Below are 17,440 nucleotides of genomic sequence, written 5' to 3'. Positions count from 1 at the left end.
GGAAGCACTGCGTCTGATCCATAGCGGATGGCCCGCCGCTCTGCATTGGGACGACTCGCTTTTCCGTTTGATGCGATACTATTGACATTGGCCAGTAACCGGGCATATTTGCCCGGTAAAGGATGGCCTGTCATGTTCACCTATAGACCTGAGAAATTTGCCTCGCTCTACGCGTCCGAGTTAGGCCAGCGCATCTGGGCATTTCTAACGCGGCTCGAGAATGTCGCCCGCCTCGAAACGGCATCTGAACTGGGAAAGCCTGCAGTTGAGGGCATTGAGGAGCAACTCCTTGCGGAATTCCGCGAGGACGTGCTAGCCGACCGCGTGAAGCAGATGGTCGGCCATATGGTGCGGCAGATCCTTGAGCAGCGTGATTGGGTACTCGACCAGATCGACGTGAAAGTTCAGTCCGTGCCCTTCACCAAAGCGGCGAGATATCGCCGGTCCGACTGGTTCACCTTCCATGCCTTTCGCAACACAAGTGACCCGCGCGACGTCGTCATTACTGACCGGCGGCAGAATCCGACATTGCCGGCTGGCACACGCTGGACCTTCTATGCAACCTTCGCCAGCCCGTTGAAGGCGGCGGTGGCATTTGGCGTCCACGACATCAGGCAACTCCGCCAGGAGGTCCATTTGCATGGCTATCATCGCGTGCGGATCGAACGGGGGCTACGCCGGGCATGAGACGAGAAGACGATGAGCGACCTCTTTGACATTGATGGCGCCAATCTCGATCCTGCGTTCGAGAACCTGAAGGCTGCCGAGTTTCAGATTGAGCAGGAGCTTCGCGCCATGCTGCAAGAGATGTGGATGCGGTATGAGCCCTATGCCGATCCCGATTTCCGGCAGGGCTTTGCGCGTGACGTCGATGGCCGATTCTGGGAGATGTATCTTGGTTGCACACTGCTTGAGGCGGGCCGTACCTTGCTTCCCGTGGTCGAGCGCCAACGGCAGGGCGGTCAGCCGGATCTTTGCGTTCTTGAGGACGGTTACCGAATATGGATCGAGGCTATTACTCCGGACGAAGGCGCTTCAGGCCCAGACCAGATTGTACGACCTATACCGATCAATGAAGGCGGCGGTTTTGTTGGTGCGCCTATACGGCAGGCGCAGCTTCGGACTTCCGGCGCATTCTGGACCAAGGCGCAGAAGATTAGCGGCTACATCGAACAAGGTGTGATCGCGCCGGAAGACACCCGCATCATCGCGATCAGTGCCAGCCGATTCGGCGTCTATGTCTCGGAACGGCCCTTGCCCCTCATTATGACGACATTGTTTCCTATCGGCGATGCCTACGTCACCATCGATCGGGACACCGGAGACATTCTTGAAGAAGGCTTTCACCCAGCGCCCTTCATTCAGCGCGAGCGCAGTCCAATTCCGCGCACCGCCTTCGTCGACGAGCGCTTCGCCAATATATCAGGTGTGATCTGGTCGCGAATTGGCATCGGCAATCTGTCGCGCCAAGCCCGGCCAATCACCTATGTCCACAATCCGTTAGCGCAGATCGCGCTACCCAGGAACTGGGGCATCTGGGATCGCGAGTTCGTAACGACTTGGCTTGGCAATGAATGGGAAGCTAGCGATATCCTGGCCCAGGCGGACGCATCGCCATGACGACGCGCCGCCGCCGAATGATTTGCCATCAGCAGGGCAGGGAGGCTGGGTATGGCTGCCGTTGATGTGCAGCGGCAGATCACACCGATCAGCCAGCGGCAATTCGAGCTCTACACGCTCTCTCTCGAACGCGGACCCAACTTCGATCCTGTGCAAATCTTCCGCACCTATCAAGCCGGACGCGGTAGCGCGAGCGGCTGCATCCTTCTCGACCCGGAGCGCGGTATTTTCACCACGTTGGCCCTACGTCGGCGTATCGATCATCGCTGGACCGTTGTAGATGAAGGTGGCCCCTATCCTACTTCGAAAGTGGCGCTTGAGAACCTCAAAATCAGCATGTGCGGCGGCGATGCGCCTGAGCCGTTGCGGCCCGGTGCTAGACGCCGTCCGCTTTTGATGAAGCCTGGGCCACGCGGGACATCCCGGGAGTTCGAGTTGCTGACGAACACGATCAGCCATCTGCCGGCTCTGATGGCGATCGGTGAATGCTATCTCGCGCTTCCCAACCCAGACGCCAACTTTGTCTCTGATTTTCAGACGAGGAACTTTGCGTCACGGCTGTTCGAACTCTACCTTCTCGCCTGCTTTCGCGAGCAGGGCGCGCTCGTCCGTCAAGACCATGTCTCGCCTGATTTCTGGATTGAGAAGAATGGTGCCGAGTGCTGGATTGAGGCCGTGACTGCCAACTCTGAGACCCCACGAGCCGACCGGTTCAGTGATTGGGTACATGCGCCGGAGGACCATAACGAGCGTCTGACCGGGAGCCCCGCCGAGCGCTTCGCTAAGACACTGCGCGGCAAGCTCCAGCGCAACTACCATGAGCTCGACCATGTGAAAGATCGATCTTTTGCCCTTGCTATCGCCGACTTCCATGCGCCCGGCTCAATGATCTGGAGCCGGGAGGCTTTGCCTACTTACCTCTATGGCATGCGCGCTGATGTCGAGGAAGATGGCGGGCACCGCCGCGCGATCGGGACGCCGATCGCCAATCTAACGGGTAAGCACGAAATCCCGGCGGGCCTCTTTCGTGATCCTAACTTCGCTCATTTGTCGGCGGTTATCTTCAGCAATGCAGCGACACTTGCTAAGTTCAACCGCATGGGCTTCCTTGCCGGGTGGCGTCCTCGTGGCTTGACGATGATCCGGAGCGGCATCCTCTACGACCGAACTCCCGGCGCACTGGAGCCAATCCCATTCAAGCTGTCGGTTGACAGCCCGGAATATGAGGCGCTCTGGCCGCGGGGCGAGGCTTGGTGTCAGGAGCTGGAAGTGTTCCATAATCCGCTGGCCGCATACCCCATCCCGTTTGATCTCATCCCAGGCGCCACGCACTGGTTCGAGCGTGACGGCGATATCGAGTGCAGCACCATCTGGGCGAACTCTGTGCTCTCATCGGTCACACTTCTGCTTATGGAGCACGAATCCAGTACGAGGGGCGGGTAGTGAGGCGAAGGCGGCTGTTCATGACCAGCGTACCGGTTACGTGCCGAGCGCGGTTCCTGGACGATCTTCTCGTCAGCGAAAGTTGCGCGACGCCACCTTGATGACAGCGTCCTGTTCGTACTCTGCATTGGCAGCGTCCGGCCGTTCGAGAATGCCCTTTGCTCCGTTGCGAAGCAAACCACGTGTGCCGGCCTTTGCCTCGTCTCCTCGCCCGCTACGCAGACGCAATTCGGTGCCGCGATCCGCCACCGAGCGTAGGAGATCGGACAGGTCGAGAAAATGCTCGGCGATCAGGTGGGTCACTCAGCCCTCGCGTTGAAGCTGGCCGCGGCAGCCGATCATGCCCGACGACAGGGTCAGCCGGCGAGGCTTCTCGAAGACGGCGGACCAGATCACGAGATTGGCGACGTCGGTCTCGTCCTCGATGGTCATGAAGGTCATGCCCTTGGCGGAACCGGGCTTCTGACGGACGAGGACAAGGCCCGCCACCGTCACCTGCTACTCATCCCGATCCGATGGGCATCGGCATAGGGCCGGATCCGTTGCTCACAGTTTATCGTGCGGGAAGTCTACGGGGCTGGGGCTGATCGCTCAGGCCCCAATGCCGGATTTCTAGCCGGTCGCTAGAAGGCCCTCTGAAATCGTACGCTATTCCACGTGAGTAATCGAGACCAGGGCGGGACACTCGCAACCGAAAGTTAAAATAGCGATCTGCCACTTGACTGTAGGTTGAGCGCGGGTTAGTTGCCAGCTAAATAGTATTACAGCTTTTGGGAGGTCTCCAAGAGCATGTTTGGGTATGGCAAGGCGGTCGTGATGAGCATCGGGTCAGGAAGCAAAATAGATTCCGTATTAGCTCGGCGGAAGACGATGGCTTCGCCGCTCTCTGTAGGATTGGCCGGATACGGTTTAGCGGGACAATATCTGCACGCGCCGCTAATCCGTGCCGCCGGCATGACTATTCGTGCTGTCGTGTCGTCGCGGCGTGAGCAAATCGCTCACGATCTGCCTACTGTAGATGTGACGACGGACTTCCAAGATCTTTTGGTTCGGAACGACATAGACTTGGTCGTTTTAGCAACGCCGAACGAGCTGCACTTCCCACAGGCTATGGCGGCTCTCGAAGCAGGCAAGCATGTTGTTATTGATAAGCCGTTTTGCGTAACGACAAGCGAGGCTGATCGCTTAATCGAAGCTGCGGATCGCCGCAATTTGAAGCTTTCCTGCTATCACAATCGGCGATGGGATAGCGATTATCTGACGGTTCGAAAGCAGATTGAATCTGGTTCTCTCGGTGAGATCTTCTCGTTCCACGCACGGTGGGACCGATTCCGCATCGAAGTGCGAGATCGATGGCGTGAACAGCCAGGTCACGGAGCTGGTCTGCTTTACGATCTGGGCCCGCATCTTCTCGATCAGGCTGTCCAATTATTTGGAAGACCTGAATGGATCCAAGCTGACGTATTCATTCAGAGATCCGGTGGCGTCGTAGACGATGGCTTCGAGATCTGGATGGGAAAAGGTCCACTCAGAATATCGCTAGCCGCCAATTCGATCGTGGCAGATGGCGGATACCGCTATCGTGTGAATGGTCGAAAAGGATCGTTTCTGAAGCCAGGTCTCGATGTTCAGGAAGTCCATATCCGTCGCTCGATGGATCCTTCCGCCGAAGGTTTCGGGATAGAGCCCGAGAGCGGGTGGGGAATCCGCATAGATCCAAATGGCGGACGGACTTCTGTAACACCAGAGGCTGGCTCATGGCGAACGTTCTATTTGATGATGGCAGACGCCATCACGAACGGTGGGCCGCTTCCTGTTGAGCCAAGTTCCGCAAGAGAAATCGTCGAACTCATTGAGGCCGCTGTTTTAAGCGCCCGGCAAAGCTGTCGAGTGAGCTTACAATAGCGCATGAATTCACAGAAAATGGAGGGAAAGATGCAAACTTTGAGTCGGGCAGAGTACACAGATCTACTCGTATTGGCTGAGCCGCTAGCGTGTGTCATTCACGCATATAAGAGGCTTCCGCCATTTTTGAACCCGAGAACCATAACCATCTTCGGCGGTGGACCGATCGGCGTTTTACATGTCATCCAGGTTCGAAGCCGCTTCTGGAACGCGAATATTCAGGTAGTTGAGCCGGATCCGGCGCGGCGTATCCTGCTTGAACGCCTGTTGCCGTTCGTATCGCTTCACAGCTCTTCACAAACAATAGCGACTTCTGATCTCGCAGTTGTCGCGACTAGCGATCCGGAAGCCTCGATGGTATCCATCGAGACAGCAGGGAATGCAGGTACAGTGATCCTTTTCTCGGGGATCAACCACAAGAGCCGAGATGAGCTTCCCAATTGTGAAGGTCACGACCTCGAGACAATCCACCGAAACGAAGAAGTACGAACCGTTTCAAGGAACATTCGCCTGGTCGGATCCTCTGGATATCACCCTGGAGAGATTGGAGAGGCGTTGGCGCTCCTTGCGGCAAATCCGAGAATTTACAAGATCGTCCAAACCGGAATTGTTGAAGGTATCGATGGCGCATTGATCGATTCTAGCAGTACTAGCGTACCTGCCATTGTTCAGATGATCAAAGATAGAGAACTCTATCAAAGCCACTTGAAGGTCGTCTTCCGGCTGGATCATCCAGCTCAATCTGACCGCCGCGTGATAGCCGGCGCGAGCCGCGGATCTATTGAACTGTCTGAGTTTGATCCGATCCCTGTGCCTGCTCCCGGAACAGCTCGCGTGCGCATGAAGCGGTTCAGCGTTTGTGAAACAGATCGGCGCGTTCTGCGCGGAACAAAAAGCGCGGACTTACGCCCAGGACTAGTGCTTGGCCATGAGGGAGTTGGAATTGTGGAGGCTGTTGGCCCCAATGTTTCTCCCTCTTTGCTCGGCTCAATGTGCATTATATTGCCGCATTATTTCGAAAATTCCGACGAAATGGAGCTGAGGGGCATTGGCTATCTGTCGCGCAAGATGCAGCATCTCGGTATCCACGTTGATGGCGTATTCACAACTCAGGCAGATCTGCCTGTCAGTTGCCTATATCAAGTGAATACATTCGCAACGATACTCGCAGCGGACGCCCCCGATTATACTCAGATTAATGATGCGGGACACCGACGCTGGGTAGGCGCTAGCGTCGCTTAACATGGTCTCGAACGATCCTCTAATTAGAGCTTAGGAATAGCAGATGTCGTCATCAGCAGGCGCGCCGATTAATGCCGAGGATATAAGCCCAATCCTTGCACACAGTCTTATGGCCTCGTGTGCGCTTGCGTTTTTCATTTTCGGGCTGACTTCATCTATCATTGGGCCAACCATTAGTGATGTAGCCGCTGTGATTGGGGTGTCAGCGGCAACGGCTGGCATCCTTCGGTCCGGTCGCCAATTAGGCCAGTTTGCCGGCTTCCTCGCGCTTGGAGGGGCTGCTGACAAGCATGATCTACGTATCCTTGCTTTTGTTGGCGGCCTAACCATGGCTATCGGGCTTTCGATGGTGACATTCAATGGCTTTACGCTCGCGATCTTTTCAGCGGTGGTGTGGGGCATAGGTCACAGCGCCTACAACCTTGCGCCGCAAGTTGTGATCGGTCGGGTATATGCAGGACGTGCGCCTGCCATCATGACAGTGCTGCAGGGTGTTTATGGCCTGGGGGGCATGGTTGGCCCTTGGTTCGTCGAGTTGCTTCGTGGTCAAGGAATCCACTTCATCTACTTCATCAGTGCTTGCATGGTGGTTGTTGCTGGCGCGCTTTACTCCCTCACTACAAAGGATTTAGTACAGAATCGGCAGGCGCCCCGAAAAGCTAATGAAGGCCACGCTTCGCGGGCACTCAGCCTAACATTACTTCCATTTTTATGTGGCATCATGTTGAACAGCGGCGCGGTATTTACGGCTGCTGACTGGCTCTATAGCCACACTCAGAAGCTCACCAACTCCAGTACCCAACAAGCTGCACTTGTTACGTCGGCGTTCTGGTTCGCGATGACCGGGGGACGGTTCTTTCTAGGATTTATAACGGCAAGGTGTGGTGAGCGAGCGGTCATCCGTGGTTCGATCGTCATCTCGACAGTAGGAGCTGCCGCAATGGTTTTGCCATTCTCCTCGATTGAATTGATTTTCGTAAGCGCAGTACTGCTCGGCCTGGGCCTAGCAGCCGTCTATCCGATCCTCATCGCGTCCGCTTCCAATCTCTTTGCCAATAACAGAGGATCCGTCACTGGATATATGGCGGCGGCTGGTGCTTTCGGAGCAATCATAATGCCGGCCTTGCAGGGGTGGATTACATCTACAACCGATCTCGGAATGGCAGTTTTGCTGTTCTGTACACTCGCGACTGCAGCGACCCTTTGGTCAATACCAATTTCAACGCCGTCTCGTTGAGACGGGAATGTCAGACGGTCTCAAGACTTTGCGAAAAGCCGATCAGGTAGAAGCGCGGAGACTGTGGTAGTTCGAATATTTAGATGCGGAGCACCCATGATATGCGTCGCAGTCTATAATAAATCCGGGGCAGGTAAGATAAATGATAATCAATACAACTCTACTGGATGTCGACGAACTTGACTTCGATTTTGCTCCACGTGCTTGGGACTTCGAGAGTAAGTTCGCGGGCGAAATAGACGCTCACTGGCAGGGATTGCTAGCTCGTAATCCTGCGCAGTTTAACGGGCGTGTGCTGCTATTGGATAAACATCAGATTGTTGCGGAATCCGGAGAGAAGCGTGTTCTTCGCGGCACGTTCCTTGAGACGGACTATAAGTCGTTCTCAGCCTGGCGTGACTTTGGGTGGCCGGATCCGTCAATCCGCAATTGCTTTGCAATGGCGGCTCTAATATCGGATGACGGTGCATTCTTGCTCGGCGAGATGAGTACCGGAACCTCTCTCCCGGGTCGCATTCAGTTTCCAGCTGGAACGCCGGATCTCGCGGATGTCATGGGCTTAAAGGTGGACTTGGAGGCAAGCGCCTTTCGTGAGCTCCACGAAGAGACGACCTTATCGTCAAATGACGTTGTTCCGGCAGCAGGCTGGACGCTTGTGCTCGATGGACCTCGAATCGCATGTATGAAGCCGATGCGAGCCAAAGGTACAGCCGAGGAAATTGTTGCGAAGGTGACACGCGGATTGGCCCAACAGAGAGATCCCGAGTTGGTGCGCCTCCATATCGTACGGGACCATAAAGACCTTGATGAAGCGCGGATACCTGCATTCATGCTGTCTTACTTGCGCTCAGCGTTTTCGCTGGAACCGGAAATGCGCAGAGGTACCTGATAATGGATTCTAACGCTATGGATGGAGAATCAATCGTGTACCCGCGAGTGCGACCCATCCTTCTCCCGAACAGTGCTGACTTTGAGAGCCTGCCCCTGGTGAAGCCGACGGGCTTTCGTGAATATGATGCACGGTGGTGGTTTGGTTGCCATGGCTCCTCAAATGCGCCGGAGCTTAACCTAATGGGCGCTCAGGCCGTTGGAATTGGGATCGGTACACTGGCGCGCCGCCGAGGGGTGCCAATGGAAATTGTTACCGGGCATGATTTCCGGGGGTACTCGTCTGCGGTCAAGATGGCGCTCGTCTCGGGTCTGATGGCCGCCGGAATGAGGGTGCATGATATTGGTCTAGCGCTCTCGCCGATGGCCTATTTCGCTCAATTCAAGCTCGATTGCGCCTGCGTCGCGATGGTGACCGCTTCCCACAACGAGAATGGATGGACTGGCATTAAGATGGGTTTTGAGAGGCCTGTCACCTTCGGACCGGACGAAATGTCAGCGCTTAAAGAGATTGTGCTCTCGGGCGATTTTGATTTGGCGGGCGGTGGATCATATTATTTCCACGAGGACTTCGCGAGATACTACATTGATGAGCTGACCAGGCGACCTAAGATCAATCGCAAGCTCAAGGTTGTGGTGGCTTGTGGAAACGGTACAGCTGGCGCTTTTGCACCAGCCATTCTTCAAGCCCTTGGCTGTGAGGTGATCCCACTCGACACCCAGCTTGACCATTCCTTTCCCCGCTACAACCCCAACCCCGAAGACATGGCTATGCTTCATGCGATGGGAGAGGCAGTAGGGACTCATCGTGCGGATATTGCTTTTGGCTTCGACGGTGACGGCGACCGCTGTGGCGTTGTCGATAACGTGGGTCGTGAGCTATTTGCGGATAAGGTTGGCGTATTGCTTGCAAGGGATCTCGCAAAGATACATGGTCCTTCGCTATTTGTGGTTGATGTGAAGTCGACGGGTCTGTTCTCCAGCGATCCTGCATTGAAGCAGCTCGGAGCGGAAGTTGACTATTGGAAAACTGGCCATTCCTACATCAAGCGTCGTGTGCGTGACTTGAAGGCATTGGCCGGCTTTGAGAAGTCTGGTCACTTCTTCTTCAATGCGCCCATAGGGCGTGGGTATGACGATGGCCTCGTCACCGCAATTGCTGTGATGGATATGCTCGACCGAAATCCCGGTAAGACATTGGCAGATCTATATGAGGAAATGCCTCAAACCTGGAGCTCCCCTACGATGGCTCCTTATTGCCGGGATGAGGTCAAGTATGATGTGGTCGAACGGATTATGCGGCGCTTTACGACAATGAAGGAAATCGGGGAGATGGTTGCGGGGCAGCCAATCAGTGAGCTTCTTACTGTCAACGGAGTTCGTGTAACAACTTCGGACGGTACTTGGGGCCTTGTCCGAGCCTCTTCAAATAAACCTGAGCTGGTCGTAGTCATTGAGAGTCCCGTATCAAAATTGCGGATGCACGAGATGTTCAGCGCAATTGACAGTGTCATTCGCCAGAACCCGGAAGTCGGCGCCTATAATCAATCGATCTGATAGGTCGACCGACTTTCAGAGCCCAGCTAATCGGTTCTGTAGTCCTTCACGCGACATTGCCACATGACATTCATGCCAGTCTCCAATTGCTAGTTTGAACACGACGCTTGAAGCTAGAGGCTACAAGCTGAAGCTGCGGTTGGAGCGGTCGAGAAGAGCAGATGTGCTATTTACTTACACGACAGAGTCGTAGGTATATGTGATGAGTATCCCAAAAGCTTATTGTGAGGAGGTTGATGCGGTTGTTGAGATCACCGATGCCCATTACATTTGGTTGGAGAGGGGCGGGGCAGGGGATCTGCATTTCCGCTGTCCTCACGATGAATGTCGCCAGAATGGAAATCCCCGAATTTTTGGTGTGAACTACAAGAGGATTATGGGGATTGATCCAATCCATCGCCGCCCCCACTTCCGGTTTAGCAAGGACCCGCACTGGGATGGATGCCCATGGGTGATCTTCGATCAGGCTGTCCAAGAGATCGATGCTGATGAGAGCCTTCCAAGAGTAAATGGGCTACAGCGTAGCGAACTTATATCAGTGTTCGACCCGACGGTAGACGGGGATGCGGCCGATCACGATTGGACGGGACTTGAGGGGGTTCTAAGAGGTACCGTCGCTCAGGAGCGCCGCCAAGCGCTTGTAAGATTCATTCGGGAACGGCTTCCTGAAACATGCAATCTTGAAAAGGTTGTCCGTTGCTTCGAAGCAATGAGCGACGAGGAGTTGCGCGACACAAGATTGCGCTTAGCGGGGCTCAGTTTGACTTACAGGAGCGCGTTTACTTTCGCGATGTTCTGTACACCTCATCATCGCTACAATAGAATATATTACGGTCGAGCAAACGTACGAGCCTTCAGGAACGGTTACGCAATTCGGTTCTTGGCTCGCCCAAAGCTGGCTGATGGCACCGAGTGCAGGTTGTCAACTTTCATCACCTACGAGGCACTCAATGCCGCCAAGCGATGGAAGCTCCTCTCACTTGCTCTGAAGGCTGCTGCCGATTCAAAACAGACCTTACATCAATGCTATGTTTACGGAGACGTTCGCTTTCGACAGGTGGATGGAGGTGATCCCAATCAAATTGAGATTGCTCCAGGAAGTCTTCATTCAGTCGTGGTCACGCTGACTGAGAATGGCGCGTAACAGTTAAGAACTTGAATAATCAGGTGGCGCAAGGCGCAGAGAGACAAATAAATCCCGTCGATCCTGATGACAAAGTCTGCCTCTTCGCTACTCCAATGAGTTAGCTTGCTCTGAAGATGGGAAAGGTCGCTGAAGTCACTCAAGATCACGAGGATTAATACCGTTCCTGATGAGGTTATGAGTCTGATCTCGGCGGGCTCCCAATGCATATTGCCTATGGCAGACGCATATCCGAAGTGTAAGGCTCCTCGTGGCATCCTGATGTCCACCTTCATGTGGTCTCGGACATCGATAGGCCCTAGCGCTGTTTCCATAGCATTGAACAAAGGCATCAAGTCTGTCTCAAATATCGCATTTTTGATTGGTGTAACGGACGTTAAGGATGGAAGAATTGGGAAAGTGCTCTGCATTTTATTCACTTCCTCAGTAATTCAATTGAGACCTGCACATACGATCGCAAACGGAATGTGTCTTACGCGTCAACGGTAAAAGCATTGCAGACATTTTCTACCGGCGAAAGGCCGGGCCAGCGCAGTTCTTCTCCCAAGCTGAGTTAAATTTCAATTTTACTCGATCTATAAGATGCCAGGATATCCTTATTGGCATTTCGTAAGCCGTGATGGCTCAGATTTGTGCAGATCAAATTATGAGGTTGGTTTGCCGGAACTCCGCGAGGCAAGTGAAGCCTGAGCTACGTGAACGTCTATATAGCACCTTTAGTGGCAGAATGTTCTCAGAAAGTGCCTTCTAGAGTTGTCAAGAATTGTCCGAAATCGTTGCAGCGAGCGTAATCCTAGTTGATCCCTCGTCAGCGAAAGTTGCGTGATGCAATCCTGATGACAGCGTCATGGTAGAGCTCGGCCTGGTGAGCGTCCGGTCGTTCAAGATCGTCACGAGGCCCGTTGCGAACCCAATCCCGTGTGCCGGCCTTTGCCTCGTCACCACGTCCGCTCCGCAAACGGAACTCGCTGTCACGGTCTGCTACCGAGCGCAGAAGATCCGACAGATCGATGAAGTGCTCGGCGATCAGGTGGGTCACGTCGCCCTCGCGCTGGAGCCGGCCGCGGCAGCCGATCATGCCGGATGACAGGATCAGCCGGCGGTGCTTCTCGAAAACGGCGGACCAGATCACGAGGTTAGCGACGTCGGTCTCGTCCTCGATCGTCATGAAGGTCACGCCCTTGGCGGAGCCGGGCTTCTGACGGACGAGAACCAGGCCCGCCGCCGTCACCCGCTGTCCGTCCCGGACGTGCTGAAGATCGGCGCAGGATCGGATCCGGCGCCCGGTCAGCTCCTGGCGCAGAAAGGACACGGGATGCCGGCGTAGCGACAAGCCGATGGAACGATAATCCTCCACGACCTCGCGCCCCTCCGTCATTGGCACGAGATCCACTGAGGGCTCGATGATCTCGGGCCGAGTGGCACGATCCCGTTCGTTTGCTGCCGCAAACAAGGGCAGGACGCCGTCTGCCAAGCCTTCGATAGTCCAAAGTGCCTTACGGCGATCGTCACGGAGAGATCCGAAGGCGTCGCTCTCAGCGAGACGTTTAAGCGCTACTGCCGGAAGCCCGGCACGCCACTGGAGATCTTCAATGGAGGTGTAGGGCTGCTCCACCCGGGCAATCGGGATCATGGCAGCATCCGCATTGGAAAGACCGTGCACCATCCTCAGTCCGAGCCGGACTGCGAAGCGTCCCGGATTCCGGGTTGGCTCCAGAGTACAGTCCCAGCGCGAGTGGTTGACGTTGACGGGGCGTACCTCGATGCCATGAGCCTGAGCATCCCGCACCAACTGGGCGGGCGCGTAAAAGCCCATGGGCTGCGCGTTCAGGATAGCGCAGCAGAACACGTCTGGATGGTGGCACTTCAGCCAGGATGAGGCATAGGCGATCTTAGCGAAGCTCGCCGCATGGCTCTCCGGAAAGCCATAAGAGCCGAAGCCTTCGAGTTGCTTGAAGGTGCGCTCGGCAAAGTCGGCATCGTAGCCGCGCGCGGTCATGCCGGAGATCAGCTTGTCGCGGAACTTGGAGACGCCGGCTGTCAGCTTGAACGTTGCCATGGCACGCCTGAGCTGATCGGCTTCCGACGGTGTGAAGCCGGCGCACTCGATGGCGACGCGCATGGCCTGCTCCTGGAACAGCGGCACTCCGAGCGTCTTCTTCAGGACGCGCTCGAGTTCGGGGCGTGGATATTCCGGCGCCTCACGACCTTCGCGGCGGCGCAGGTACGGATGCACCATGTCGCCCTGGATCGGGCCAGGACGGACGATCGCGACCTGGATGACGATGTCATAAAAGGTCTTCGGCTTCATGCGCGGCAGCATCGCCATCTGGGCGCGGCTCTCGATCTGGAACGTGCCAACCGTATCGGCCTTCCGGATCATGGCGTAAGTGGCCTTGTCCTCGCCCGGGATCGTGGCGATGTCCATGTCCACGCCCTTGTGGTCGCGCAGGAGATCAAAGGCGCGGCGCATGCAGCCGAGCATGCCGAGCCCCAGCACATCGACCTTCATGAACTTGAGGGTGTCGATGTCGTTCTTGTCCCACTCGATGATCTGACGGTTTTCCATGGCCGCCGGCTCGATCGGCACGAGATCGTCGAGACGATCCTGGGTGAGCACGAAGCCTCCTGGATGCTGCGAGAGATGACGCGGGGCGCCAATCAGCTCGGAGGCCAGCTCCAGCGTCATGCGCAGGCGCGGATCGTCGAGATTGAGATTGAGCTCTTTCGCCTCTTTCTCGGTCACTCCGTCATTGCCCCAGCCCCAGACGAGGCTGGAGAGCCCAGCTGTCACATCCTCGGGCACGCCGAGCGCCTTGCCGACCTCCCGGACGGCACCTCTGGCCCGGTAGGTCGACACGACAGCTGTCAGTGCCGCGCGATGGCGGCCATAGGTATCGTAGATCCACTGGATCACTTCCTCACGGCGCTCGTGCTCGAAATCGACATCGATATCCGGCGGCTCACGCCGTTCCTGGGAGACGAAGCGCTCGAACAGCAGATCATGCTCGGTGGGGTTGATCGAGGTGATGCCGAGCACGAAACAGACGGCGGAGTTAGCCGCCGAGCCGCGTCCCTGGCACAGGATGCCGCGTGACCTGGCGAAGCTCACGATGGCATGGACCGTGAGGAAGTACGGCGCGTATCCCAAGTCTTCGATCAGATGCAGCTCATGCCGACAGGTTGTCGCGACCACATCGGGGATGCCGTCCGGGTAGCGCTTCTTCGCGCCCTCCCAGGTGAGCCGCTCCAGCTTCTCCTGTGCCGTCTCGCCGGCCTCTGTTTCGGATGGGTACTGGTAGCGCAGCTCATCGAGCGAGAACGTGCAGCGGTCCAAGACCTCTCGAACGCGCCGGAAGGCTTCCGGATGGCGCTCGAACAGGCGCTGCATCTCGGTTGGATCCTTGAGATAGCGATCAGCATGGCGCTCCAACCGATACCCAGCCTCGTCGATGGTGCAGCCTTCGCGAATGCAGGAGACGACATCCTGCAAGCGGCGGCGCTCCGGATGGTGGTAGAGCACGTCGCCCATAGCGATGGTCGGCACTCTCGCAGCTTGTGCCACCTGTTCGATGGCATGCAGCCGTAGATGCTCGTTGGGGGCAAAGCGCCGGATCAGCGCCATGTAGGCGCGGTTGCCGAAGGTCTGTTTCAGACGAGCAAGGTTGTAGGCAAGTTCATCATCCGCTTCATCACTCAACAGAACGGCCAGAAGACCCTCGTTCCACGCGACCACATCGTCCCATGTGAGATGGCATTGTCCTTTGCCGCCGCGGCTCTTGCCGATGCTGAGCAGCCGGCACAGACGTGAATAGGCGGCACGATCCGTCGGATAGACGAGAAGCGATGTGCCATCGGTGAGATCAAGCCGGCAGCCGACAACGAGGCGGATGCCCGTTTCGCGCGAGGCTTCATAAGCGCGCACGATGCCGGCGAGCGAGTTGCGGTCGGTGATGCCGAGCGCCGTGATGCCGAGAAGCTTGGCCTGCTCGAACAATTCCTGCGGACTCGAGGCGCCGCGCAGGAACGAGAAATGGGTCGTGACCTGAAGTTCAGCATACATTGTCAAAACAACCTTCCATCATGAAAAAAGACCATGCATCCACCAGCGCCCACCCTCGGCGGTCGGCGCATCGCGAAAGATCCAGAAGCGTCCGCCTTGCTCGGTCTCGACGCGGTAATAGTCCCGGGCGCTTGAGCCTTTGTCGCCGTTCCACCATTCCGGCGTGATGCGCTCAGGGCCGTCGGCCTTGGCGACCATGTGACGGACCCTGCGCCAGACGAAGAAGCGGGGAGGGTGATCGGGAAGAAGCGCCGTCGCGACCACGGATTCAGGAGGATCAAGCAGGCGCGTCGGCCGTGGCAGGGTCTCTGGCCAGACAGAGCCCGTCGGCGGTGCCAAGGCCGAGATTTTGCGCGCCATGCGCTCCGGCACGAGGCTCTGCACGGGTGCGAGACGGTAGACCTTTCTCATGCCGATGCGGACACCGAGACGGTCGACGAGACGACCGATATCCGCTTCACCCGTGTCGTCCTCGCCAAGGCCTCGCACCTGGACTTGTTTGTCCTGCAGCGGCTCAACCTTGCCGGCGACAAGGATGATCTCCTCGATGCCGAAGCCGGGATCGATCGTTTGCAGGCGCTCGTCGAAGAGCTTGGCGAGATGGGCCGTATCCCGGTTGGCTTGAGCCGTTCCGACGCGCAGGCAGGCGCTCTTCTGATCGACGCGTTGCACCAGGAGGTCGAGACGGCGCACGCCTTCTCCCCGGCGTTCCAGCTGCCGGCACAGATCCTTCGCCAGATGCTGCACCACACTCTTGAGATCCTCGATCCGGCCGATGGGCTCCGCGAAGGCCCGCGATGCCGTCGCCGTCTCCTTGGGGATCAGCGGTGTGATCGGCTCAAACGCATGACCCAGCGCTTGATCAAGACGGAGCGCCACATCCCGGCCGAAGCGTCGAACCAATGGTGCGCGGGGCATGGCGGCCAGCTGGCCGATGCGCTCGATGCCGAGCCGATGTAGGGGACTGAGTTTCTCGGCAGAAATCCGCAAAGCCCGGATCGACAAGGTTGCAATGGCGTCGACGGCGCGGCCCGTCGGCACGACACCACCCGCGCCGTAACGCGCAACGGCCCAGGCCGCGCCCGGAATATCGGCGACCGCCGCTTTGGCGCCGATGCCCTGGCGTGTCAGGCGGCTGATCAGATCCCGGAGCAGTTCTTCCTCGCTGCCGAACAGATGCGCTGCGCCGGCAATGTCGATCCAGAGTCCGTCTGGTGGATCGGGCGATACCACGGGCGAGTAGTTGATGGCCCAGCGCGCCAGCTCCCGCAGCGAGGCTTCGTCTTCGTCCGGCGTGGCATCGACGACGTGCAGGTTGGGAACGAGCGCCTGTGCCTGCGCGAGCGCCATGCCGACATGCAGGCCAATCCCTTGCGCAGCCGCGCAAGCCGCGCGCACGACCCGGCGCGAGCCGACGGTGTGCACGGTCACCAGAGGCTCATCGCGCGGCGGCTCGCTGGTGCGCCGCCTGATCCGATCGGTCGGCCAGGTCGGCAGGTAGAGCGAGACGACCCTTCGCATCGCAGGCCTCCAGAATCCAGGTACGGGGTTCGGCGCCACGGCAGCGCAGGAGTTCGACTTGCCAGCGTTCCCGTCCAAGGCCGGGCGCCGGCATGAGTTCGGATGGGGCAGGGGCAACCCGCCAGCGGGTCGTGGCTGCGGTGGGAATGGCGACCAGATCCTTCTCGGCGACGGTCCACCAGCGACGGATGATCAGGGCCATCACGCCGGACGCCTCGGCGGCGAGTTGCAGCCGCCGCGATGCCGTCAGTCCCATGCGCGTGACTTCGCCGACGACGGCGGCAAGTCCCTTCTCATGGAGGCCTTCCTCGACGAGGGGTAGGATGTCCCGGTCACGGGAGGCCTCAGCATAGATGACCCGGTCAGGATGGAGACCCGCCCGCAGCAGACCAGGGGCGAACAGATCGCGACGGGTCAGGCACCACAACACAGGTCCCTTGAGGCGGGCCGCGATCCCGGCGGTGAACAGGGTGGTGCTTCCCGCGAACTCGGAAGCCATCCCCGCCTCGATCATCTCGTGCAGAGCTCCGCGAGGCAGCCCGCCCATGGGAAGGTGGGAGTCGAGTTCGGGAAGCCTGAAGGGGAGAGGCTTTCCCTTGCCGTGCCCGCTTTCCAATCGCGCAATCCGCAGCCGTAAATCGGCAAGCCTGTCCCGTTGCCCGGCATGCATGATCCGCGCCAATTCAAGTTCGTGTTGAGGATGTTCCTATTATGTTCTCATTTGTCGCTGAGTCAAATACACGCAGAAGTGCCTGTGAATTTCGGGGGAAAAGCACGGATTCGATGATCACACGAAGTGTCATTTGCAGCTCTAAGTGAG

Annotated in this window: 14 protein-coding genes; 9 read left to right on the top strand and 5 right to left on the bottom strand. The window is 57.5% G+C overall.

Annotated elements, in window-relative coordinates:
• Positions 1 to 132: 132 nt before the first annotated feature.
• Genes MHY87_RS15245 through MHY87_RS15235 form a run of 3 tightly spaced genes read left to right on the top strand, consistent with a single transcriptional unit; the run spans position 133 to position 3,063 of the window.
• A complete protein-coding gene (locus tag MHY87_RS15245) occupies positions 133 to 687 on the top strand; it encodes a hypothetical protein (protein ID WP_239353163.1) in 555 nt (184 codons plus the stop codon).
• A gap of 12 nt (positions 688 to 699) precedes the next feature.
• Entirely contained in the window at positions 700 to 1,620 is a 921-nt protein-coding gene (locus tag MHY87_RS15240; RefSeq protein WP_239353162.1) for a hypothetical protein, read from the top strand.
• 51 nt (positions 1,621 to 1,671) lie between these two features.
• Complete coding sequence (locus MHY87_RS15235) at positions 1,672 to 3,063, top strand: hypothetical protein (RefSeq protein WP_239353161.1); 1,392 nt, start codon at positions 1,672 to 1,674, stop codon at positions 3,061 to 3,063.
• Between the two features lie 72 nt (positions 3,064 to 3,135).
• Here MHY87_RS15235 and MHY87_RS18990 read toward each other — a convergent pair whose 3' ends face one another.
• Positions 3,136 to 3,366, bottom strand: a complete 231-nt coding sequence (locus tag MHY87_RS18990) for a hypothetical protein (RefSeq protein ID WP_370644949.1) — start codon at positions 3,364 to 3,366, stop codon at positions 3,136 to 3,138.
• Positions 3,367 to 3,552: a hypothetical protein gene (locus MHY87_RS15230; protein WP_370644948.1), complete on the bottom strand. Its 186-nt coding sequence runs from the start codon at positions 3,550 to 3,552 to the stop codon at positions 3,367 to 3,369.
• Positions 3,553 to 3,933: 381 nt separating this feature from the next.
• On the opposite strand from MHY87_RS15230, the gene MHY87_RS15225 reads away from it, so the two are divergent.
• From MHY87_RS15225 to MHY87_RS15200, 6 genes are all read left to right on the top strand, one after another.
• A complete protein-coding gene (locus MHY87_RS15225; RefSeq protein WP_239353160.1) occupies positions 3,934 to 4,968 on the top strand; it encodes a Gfo/Idh/MocA family oxidoreductase in 1,035 nt (344 codons plus the stop codon).
• 30 nt (positions 4,969 to 4,998) lie between these two features.
• Positions 4,999 to 6,210 carry an alcohol dehydrogenase catalytic domain-containing protein gene (locus tag MHY87_RS15220; RefSeq protein WP_239353159.1) on the top strand — a complete coding sequence of 404 codons (1,212 nt, stop codon included), beginning with the start codon at positions 4,999 to 5,001 and terminating at the stop codon, positions 6,208 to 6,210.
• A gap of 43 nt (positions 6,211 to 6,253) precedes the next feature.
• Positions 6,254 to 7,447 carry a sugar MFS transporter gene (locus MHY87_RS15215; protein WP_239353158.1) on the top strand — a complete coding sequence of 398 codons (1,194 nt, stop codon included), beginning with the start codon at positions 6,254 to 6,256 and terminating at the stop codon, positions 7,445 to 7,447.
• A gap of 142 nt (positions 7,448 to 7,589) precedes the next feature.
• The gene (locus MHY87_RS15210) at positions 7,590 to 8,336 is read left to right on the top strand and encodes an NUDIX hydrolase (protein WP_239353157.1); all 747 of its coding nucleotides are present in this window, start codon (positions 7,590 to 7,592) and stop codon (positions 8,334 to 8,336) included.
• A 35-nt stretch (positions 8,337 to 8,371) separates the two neighbouring features.
• Positions 8,372 to 9,892 (top strand): phosphomannomutase/phosphoglucomutase, encoded by a 1,521-nt coding sequence (locus MHY87_RS15205; RefSeq protein ID WP_239353156.1) that lies wholly within the window; start codon positions 8,372 to 8,374, stop codon positions 9,890 to 9,892.
• 202 nt (positions 9,893 to 10,094) lie between these two features.
• On the top strand, positions 10,095 to 11,036 hold the full coding sequence (locus MHY87_RS15200; protein ID WP_239353155.1) for a hypothetical protein: 942 nt from the start codon (positions 10,095 to 10,097) through the stop codon (positions 11,034 to 11,036).
• An 808-nt stretch (positions 11,037 to 11,844) separates the two neighbouring features.
• Here MHY87_RS15200 and MHY87_RS15195 read toward each other — a convergent pair.
• Genes MHY87_RS15195 through MHY87_RS15185 form a run of 3 tightly spaced genes read right to left on the bottom strand, consistent with a single transcriptional unit; the run spans position 11,845 to position 17,290 of the window.
• On the bottom strand, positions 11,845 to 15,099 hold the full coding sequence (locus MHY87_RS15195) for an error-prone DNA polymerase (protein WP_239353153.1): 3,255 nt from the start codon (positions 15,097 to 15,099) through the stop codon (positions 11,845 to 11,847).
• Positions 15,100 to 15,117: 18 nt separating this feature from the next.
• Entirely contained in the window at positions 15,118 to 16,620 is a 1,503-nt protein-coding gene (locus tag MHY87_RS15190; protein ID WP_239353152.1) for a DNA polymerase Y family protein, read from the bottom strand.
• Entirely contained in the window at positions 16,538 to 17,290 is a 753-nt protein-coding gene (locus MHY87_RS15185) for an ImuA family protein (RefSeq protein WP_239353150.1), read from the bottom strand. The genes MHY87_RS15190 and MHY87_RS15185 overlap by 83 nt, the downstream gene beginning before the upstream one ends.
• Positions 17,291 to 17,440: the final 150 nt, after the last annotated feature.

It is taken from the genome of Microvirga sp. ACRRW, assembly GCF_022346925.1.
Lineage (GTDB): Bacteria > Pseudomonadota > Alphaproteobacteria > Rhizobiales > Beijerinckiaceae > Microvirga.
Note: the sequence above shows the minus strand (reverse complement) of the source record. Positions and strands in the feature narration are given on the sequence as shown.